Annotated in this window: 7 protein-coding genes; 6 read left to right on the forward strand and 1 reads right to left on the reverse strand. The window is 41.3% G+C overall.

Annotation, left to right across the window (positions count from 1 at the left end):
- Positions 1-144 precede the first annotated feature (144 nt).
- Positions 145-2,136 (reverse strand): methyl-accepting chemotaxis protein, encoded by a 1,992-nt coding sequence (locus L4C33_RS17800; protein WP_428813751.1) that lies wholly within the window; start codon positions 2,134-2,136, stop codon positions 145-147.
- A gap of 227 nt (positions 2,137-2,363) precedes the next feature.
- Here L4C33_RS17800 and hinT point away from each other — a divergent pair, with 227 nt between their 5' ends.
- The 6 genes from hinT to ycfP all read left to right on the forward strand — a co-directional run bounded on the left by hinT (position 2,364) and on the right by ycfP (position 7,022).
- Positions 2,364-2,714, forward strand: coding sequence for a purine nucleoside phosphoramidase (hinT, locus tag L4C33_RS17805; RefSeq protein WP_428813752.1), 351 nt, complete (start codon positions 2,364-2,366; stop codon positions 2,712-2,714).
- Between the two features lie 169 nt (positions 2,715-2,883).
- The gene (locus L4C33_RS17810; RefSeq protein WP_428813753.1) at positions 2,884-4,275 is read left to right on the forward strand and encodes a COG3014 family protein; all 1,392 of its coding nucleotides are present in this window, start codon (positions 2,884-2,886) and stop codon (positions 4,273-4,275) included.
- A complete protein-coding gene (locus tag L4C33_RS17815) occupies positions 4,275-4,658 on the forward strand; it encodes a YcfL family putative periplasmic lipoprotein (protein WP_428813754.1) in 384 nt (127 codons plus the stop codon). The genes L4C33_RS17810 and L4C33_RS17815 overlap by 1 nt, the downstream gene beginning before the upstream one ends.
- Positions 4,659-4,820: 162 nt before the next feature.
- On the forward strand, positions 4,821-5,411 hold the full coding sequence (lpoB, locus tag L4C33_RS17820) for a penicillin-binding protein activator LpoB (protein ID WP_428813755.1): 591 nt from the start codon (positions 4,821-4,823) through the stop codon (positions 5,409-5,411).
- Positions 5,412-5,517: 106 nt separating this feature from the next.
- Positions 5,518-6,372 carry a phosphotransferase gene (locus L4C33_RS17825; protein ID WP_428813756.1) on the forward strand — a complete coding sequence of 285 codons (855 nt, stop codon included), beginning with the start codon at positions 5,518-5,520 and terminating at the stop codon, positions 6,370-6,372.
- Between the two features lie 110 nt (positions 6,373-6,482).
- Positions 6,483-7,022 (forward strand): alpha/beta hydrolase YcfP, encoded by a 540-nt coding sequence (ycfP, locus tag L4C33_RS17830; RefSeq protein WP_428813757.1) that lies wholly within the window; start codon positions 6,483-6,485, stop codon positions 7,020-7,022.
- Positions 7,023-7,320: the final 298 nt, after the last annotated feature.

The raw sequence follows: 7,320 nt of genomic DNA on the forward strand, positions 1-7,320 counted from the left end.
TGGATAAGTAACGGAAAACAGCAAGCCTTAATAACCATATAATGACAGCGGACACAAAAAACAAGGGCGACTCAATATAAAAGTCGCCCTTATTCAAATATTTATCCATTTCCTAGTGCATGTTGCTTGGAAATAGGTCAATGGTTAGAGTTTAAATCGGTGAACTAAGTCCCCTTGTTGGCTAGCCAAAGCGGTAAGGTTTTCGCTTGCTTCTGCTATTGACGACATAGCTTGGTAGCTTGCGTCGGCAATCAAATTTATATCTTCAATATTACGTGCAATGTCGCCAGACGKTTCACTTTGTTCCGCGGCAGCTTGGGAAATATGTGTACTCATATGACTGATTTCTAGAATAAGAGCTTGGATTTCTTCCATCGCACTGTTGGCATTTGAAGCTTGTTGAACAGACATATCCATATCGCTCATACAGCTCTCAATAACGTTACCAGCTACTTTAGAACTTGATTGTAAGTTACTAATCATAGTTTCAATTTCAGAGGTAGATGTTGTGGTTCTTTGTGCCAGAACTCTTACCTCATCAGCAACTACGGCAAACCCTCGGCCTTGCTCTCCAGCTCGTGCAGCTTCAATAGCGGCATTAAGTGCCAGCAAGTTGGTTTGTTCCGCAATGTTACGAATTACATCAAGGATAGACCCAATTTGGCTACTCATTTTCTGAAGTTCACCGACAGCTTCAACCGACTCGTTTAAGCGAGACTCAAGCTGGTTAATTGTGCTGATGTTAGTGTTCATTATCTGGCGACCCGATTCTGAAGCAGTTTCCACCTGCTGAACCATCTGTAATGAGCTCTGAGCACTTTGAGAAACTTCTTGTACCGAGTGTGACATCTGAGTCATCGCGGTCGCGACGTTAGCCGTTTGTTCGCGTTGTGAGCTCAATTGAGATTGAGTCTTGCTCGATGTTGATTGGTTGGTCGTGGCTGTATCAGTCAATTCATCAGCGGCATCATTCAATTTCACCAGAATGTCATGCAAACTGCCGGCAAGAGTGTTGATATGCCCACTAACACGACTGAATTCATTGTTGTAACGAATGTCGATGCGTTGGGTCATGTCACCTTCGGTGAGTGATTCCAGAGTCTTAAGGATACGGGTTAAAGGTTCTCTAACACTATGAGCAATGTGGTAACCAATCGCAGCGGCAAATAGAGCCATAACAACGCCAATACCGATAGCATTCACTAAGCCTTGGTCATACACCTCGCTAGCTTCAACTAACGAAGCGTTAAGCTGCTCACCCGCAGTAGTATTAAAGGTGTCTAAAACGGCCATCGTGTTATCAACTTCAACCGCTAGGTTTGCAATATTGATGTAGAGAGCATTTTTGGCTTGTAGGTAGTTGTTGTGTTTGTCGAGTACACCGCCTTTTTTACCCACGTCGATACTGAATTTTTGTACAGAATCGTCGAAAACTTTCTTTAGTGGCGGCATCTGAGTTGCTAACCCACGATATGCGTAGTTTAAATGCGTGACAGCTTTTTTGTTTTTATTGACGGCTTGCTGAACAAATTCGATATCAGAACTGGCAAGTGCATCAGATGTGATCATCTCGGCATCTTTCAATTTGATGAAGTAGCTTTTTGCCATCACCTTAACTGAAATACTAGATTGGTCATCAACATATTCTTTCATGCCAATACTGAGTTCAGAATGTAAACGTTGGAAATCACGCGCTGCTTTTTGAACTTGAGCCTGAGCTGCAAACATTGCTTCATAGTTGTTCATTGCATCAGCAGCTTCGGAAAAGTAGCGTTGCTCCATATCCTTAAGTTGAGCAATGCGCTCTACCAAATTAGCATGGCTTAAACTGGCGGTTTCCAATTCTGCTAGAACTTGAGAGAACCTCTCTTTAGCAGAATTAAACTCACTTCTCATAGCWGACATGCGTTCGCTACTTTGAGTGGTAAGGAAATCTTTGAAAGATTTATCCGCAGATAATAGTTGAACACTAGTCTGATTAGAAAGAGAGACTAAAGGTAGTGACGTGTTAGAGACGCTTTCAAAATTATCATGTATCTGATTCATACTATTCRTCATGATGGTTATCGTGATGGCAAACATGATTATGATCAGTGTAAAACCGGCGTACATACGCTTGATCACTGAACCCTTCATAGCACTCTCCCTGTAAAGATATACATTGCTTCAGTTAGAAATTAACAAAATTATCAGGATTGTATTGAGTTTGAGACGCGCATTTTATGACGCACTCTGCAAAAATAGCTTACTTATAAAATCAAAGAGTCGGTTTATATTAAATGAACAGTGTTTTTTATTGAGGTTTTTAGTTGCATAGCGCATACTCGCTAATACAAAAAACTAACGAATCAGTGGTATATCCCATGGCTGAAGAAACAATTTTCACTAAGATCATTAATAAAGAAATCCCAACAGACTTACTCTATCAAGACGAGCTTGTGACAGCATTTCGTGATATTAACCCTCGTGCTCCAAGCCACATCCTGATCATCCCAAACAAACTGATTCCAACAACAAACGACGTTGAAGCTGAAGATGAAGCAATGATGGGACGTATGTTTACCGTTGCGAAGAAGCTTGCAAAAGAAGAAGGTATTGCTGAAGACGGCTACCGTTTGATCGTGAACTGCAACTCTCACGGTGGACAAGAGGTTTATCACATCCACATGCACTTAGTTGGCGGTCGCCCACTAGGCCCATTATTGATGAGCTAATTTGAATTTTATGCAAACTTTTGTGTCAGAGAGAATATTAAATTTCGCCAGAAGTTTAAGCTCAGATGGTTTTAGGGCTCATGCACTTAAAATTAAGCATTTATTGGGCAATGATGAGACATAAAGCGAGGCAAGAGTTTGTGAATATTTTTAAGCGTGGAGGAAGTCTGTGAAGCGACAAGTACGATTAGCTTCCATTGCGATATTATCAGCGTTAGTGACTGGATGTGCCAGCAYTTCGGCTGGTAGCCTATTTAGCCATTACAGTGCTCAAAACAAAGCTATCTACCAGTCTGTAAAGATGGGGCAGTATAGCGAAGCGCGAGAAGCATTACCTGAATATGCTGCAGGCGGTATTCTTGATAGCTTTGAAAAAGGGCGTATTAACTTTTTGGATCAAATGTACCCTGAAAGTAAATCAGCTTTTGAAGTTGCCGATACAGAGGTACGGGCTCAACAAGACAAAGCGGTTATTTCTGTAGGGGATTCTGTTTCAAGCGTGGGTGCTTTAGCTGTTAATGACAACATTACAGAGTACACGCCTTCTGACTATGAATTGGGTTTTTTACACCTTTACTTGGGGTTGAACTACTTAAAGAAAAATGACTTAGAAGGGGCTGTCATTGAGATGCGCCGCGCGAATCAGGTTCAAGAACGTGCCAAGCAGGCTCGTGAACGAGAGCTGCGTTCTGCTGAAAAAGACATTCAGTCGCAAGGCTTATCGGCGAACTTGGGTAGCGTGCTATCAAATTACCCAGATGCCGGTCAAAAGTTACAAGCCGTTCAAAATGCTTATTTAATGTATTTATCTGGTTTACTTTACGAAGCCTCTAAAGATCCCAATAGTGCTTATGTTGATTATCGCCGTGCACTTGCTGTTATGCCGGAGAATAAGCAGATAGTTGAACGAACTATGCTCACCGCAAAACGCTTGGGTATGCGACAAGATTTAGAGAAGCTAGAAAAGCGCTACGGAGCTTTACAGGATAAACCGTCAGAGCTTGGGCAAGTTATCGTATTGCAAGAGCAAGGCGTTGTAGAAGCCATGAGTAGTTGGCGTTTAGATTTACCGATTTATGACAGTCGAGACAACGGTGCGATCTATTCTCTAGCTTTACCGTATTATAAAAATGATGGTAACGAACGCTTTTCTTCATTAAAGCTTGATGGCAATAATCTTCCACAAGACTTGTTAACTGATGTCAATGTCATGGCGTATAACGATCTATCAGAGCGTATGCCGAGTATTGTGATCCGTCAGGCACTTCGAGTTGTGGCAAAAGACAGAATTAGAAAGGAAACAACTAAGGGCGATGATGTCGGTAACCTACTATTTAATGTATGGAATACGTTGACTGAACAGCCTGATACTCGTAGTTGGCAATCTTTACCTAGTGGGATCTATAGTAGCAGTCAGTCTTTATCGGCGGGCAAGCACGTATTAGATCTAGGTGAAAGTCGCTATGAATTTGAAATTAGAGAAGATCAAACCACCTTGGTTTGGGTGTCTCGTCAGGGAAATAATTCAACAGTCTGGCATAAGCAGCTAGGGAGATTGTAATGAAAAAGTGGTTTATTGGTTTATTTGCAGTGTTGGTTCTTGCCGGCTGCGCGGAAAACACGGCAGGTGTCAGAGTCGACAGCTTAACGCAGAATGTGTTTTTTGGAGATAGAGTTCTTGGTAGCCGTTTGTTGATTGATGATATATCAACAGTACAGGTTGATGGGCACACTCGCGGTGTTGTTCGTTTAACCAGTGACTTCAAAGGTAACCAAAATATCCTTTACCGTTTTTACTGGTATGACGATGCTGGATTAGAAGTTAACACTAAACAAGGCCCTTGGCGCCAAGCTGTTGTGTACGGTTTTGAAACGCTGTCTATTTCCGAAGTTTCGGTTAACCCAAACGGTACACAGTTTAGAGTACAAATTCGTGAAGAATAACACTCGTAATGTCGGCTTGTTTTAAGCTGGGTTATCTCCAAGCTGAAAGTCGATAAATGATAACGCTGACTTAGTGTACGAAGGTGTAGACGAGTCCAAATTTTAGTTAGTCTCGCGGCATTGTCACATTAGGACATTCCGGWTGAGAAATGAGGAAGAAACATGAAAAAGAGTGTAATTGCATTATTAGGCCTTGCCGTGATCTTAGGTGGTTGTTCTAACAAGGTAAGCTATGGCGACGCGCAGGCTGTTGAAACAACAACGATCGATTTTGGCTCTACTGATCTTCAGCGTATTGCTGGTGAAATGGTTGATAGCATGATGACGTCAGGTTCTGTTGCATACATTACCCGTGAGCAGCGTCCAATCGTGTTTGTTGAGCGTATCAAAAACAAAACCAGCGAGCACATTGATACAGAATCTATCACTGATTCAATCAGCACTAAAATGCTTAACTCTGGTAAGTTCCGTTTCGTTGATATGGACCGCGTAGAGTCGGTTCGTGAGCAATTAAATTTCCAAAATAACGATGAGTTAGTGAACCAAAGTTCAGCAATTCAATTCGGTAAAATGGTCGGTGCTCAATACATGTTATACGGCAACCTATCAAGTATTGTGAAAAATGACGGTAGTGACCAAGACGTATATTACAAAATGACAATGCGCTTAATGGATTTAGAAACCGGTCTAATCGAGTGGGCTGACGAAACTGAAATTCGTAAGCAGAAATCAAAAAGCTTACTGGGTTTATAGTTTTCTGGACTATCGTTCATTTGGCCTAGAGCTTGCTAGGGTTTAAAACCCAAGCATGAACGAATTAGCCAGTTCGCTAAAGCGTCATTAATAAAGGAGTCATCACATGGCAATATTTGCCTGGTCAGAAGCCAAATTGCTCGACAGCAGTTTAAGTTCGCTGGATGACTTCTTCATCATTCCACCCGTTAGCGCACAAACGCTAACAGGTGGTTTGACTAACCGCTGTTGGAAGTTGGTTTCTGCCCAAGGGGAAGTTTTCGTTTGGCGTCCGACGACGTCTATTACTGAAGCTTTTTCTATTACTCGCCATCAAGAGTTTCAAATCCTTTCTGCTATTGAGCCTCTCCAATTAGGGCCTAAGCCTATCGTGATTAACGAGAAAGGCTTGCTTGTCGAATGGATCGATGGCGAGAGCTTATATGAAGGTCTTGAACTCGATAGTTTGTTAAGAACCGCTATTTCTGTTCATCATGTTAATACTCAACGCTTGCCTTTAACTCCATTTAGCTTCACAGCTCGGGTTGATCACTATTGGTTTCAATTGGATGAGCAGCATAAAAGTGAAGAATACTCGGCTATTTATCAAGAATGGCGTAGTGCTCCTAACGTCAAAGATGTGGGCTTAGCGCTCTGTCATTTTGATTTAGGTGGGTACAACCTGGTTAAAAATGAGCAAGGAATCAAAATCATTGATTGGGAATATGCCTCACTGGCTGATCCTAGGCTTGATCTGACCTTGTCTATTGTTGCTTCAGAGCACCCCGTTTTACAATCTGTCTATCGCTACTGTCAGCTAAGAGGAGTGTCAGATGTAGATACTTGGGTTGATGGTGTTCAAGCTTGGTTACCTAGAAGTAAAATGATGGCAATGCTTTGGTACTTGTTAGCTCATCAATTATGGGGTGATGAGTATTTCTTGAAAGAAGCACAAACACTTCAATCTACATTTTGTAGCTAGGATCACTGTTTAGATAGTTAGTTATACAAATTACTTGGTGAGTCCTTTTAAACCTTAGTTTTCGTGGTAGATTTAGCTGATACGTACCAGCATTCAAGAGGGGAGGTACAATGATTATCTATTTACACGGCTTTGACTCAACAAGCCCTGGTAACCACGAGAAAGTTCTTCAGCTTCAATTTATCGATGATGACATTCGTTTCATCAACTACAGCACCCAACATCCTAAACATGATATGCAGCACCTACTTAAAGAAGTTCATAAGGTGATTGAGCAATCAAATGACTCAAATCCTATTATTTGTGGTGTTGGGCTTGGCGCATTCTGGGCTGAAAGAATCGGCTTTTTGTGTGGTATTAAGCAAGTGATGTTTAATCCTAACTTACATCCAGAGAAAACGATGCAAGGCCGAATTGACCGTCCCGAAGAGTACGAAGATATCGCCACTAAGTGTGTTGAACAATTCCGTATTAAGAATAAAGACCGCTGTCTTGTTATTCTATCTCGTAACGACGAAATTCATGACAATAGTAAAACGGCTCAAGCGCTAGAAGACTCATATAAAGTTATTTGGGACGAGAAAGAGAGCCATAAGTTCAAGAAGATTTCTCAGCACCTACAAATGATGAAAGCATTTAAAGACGCGTAATATTGGTTATCGGTTAGATATAACGGTATGACTGCTATGAAGCTTAGATAACTTTCACACTATCGAATATTCAGGGAATAGGCCTAAGGTCTGTTCCCTGAATTGTTTCTAGCATCTTCATAGTAACTGATTAGTTTTACAACGAAACCTCAGGAGTAATAAGGATTTTTGTTGCGGACAATTATTTGCTCTATATAATGTTCTACAACAAAATATTTTGACAAATATCAAATAAAATTGAGAGCGAGTAATAAAACTTGCCCATATTTTGTGCGTCACATCTCAAGATGCATAGCTT

Origin of the sequence: Vibrio makurazakiensis (assembly GCF_050337375.1) — a bacterium.
GTDB lineage: Bacteria > Pseudomonadota > Gammaproteobacteria > Enterobacterales > Vibrionaceae > Vibrio > Vibrio makurazakiensis.

What these genes read in the sequence shown, in the direction of transcription:
- hinT (WP_428813752.1), top strand. Translation starts at nt 2,364, where the DNA reads ATGGCTGAAGAAACAATTTTCACTAAGATCATTAATAAAGAAATCCCA.
- L4C33_RS17815 (WP_428813754.1), top strand. Translation starts at nt 4,275, where the DNA reads ATGAAAAAGTGGTTTATTGGTTTATTTGCAGTGTTGGTTCTTGCCGGC.
- lpoB (WP_428813755.1), top strand. Translation starts at nt 4,821, where the DNA reads ATGAAAAAGAGTGTAATTGCATTATTAGGCCTTGCCGTGATCTTAGGT.
- L4C33_RS17825 (WP_428813756.1), top strand. Translation starts at nt 5,518, where the DNA reads ATGGCAATATTTGCCTGGTCAGAAGCCAAATTGCTCGACAGCAGTTTA.
- ycfP (WP_428813757.1), top strand. Translation starts at nt 6,483, where the DNA reads ATGATTATCTATTTACACGGCTTTGACTCAACAAGCCCTGGTAACCAC.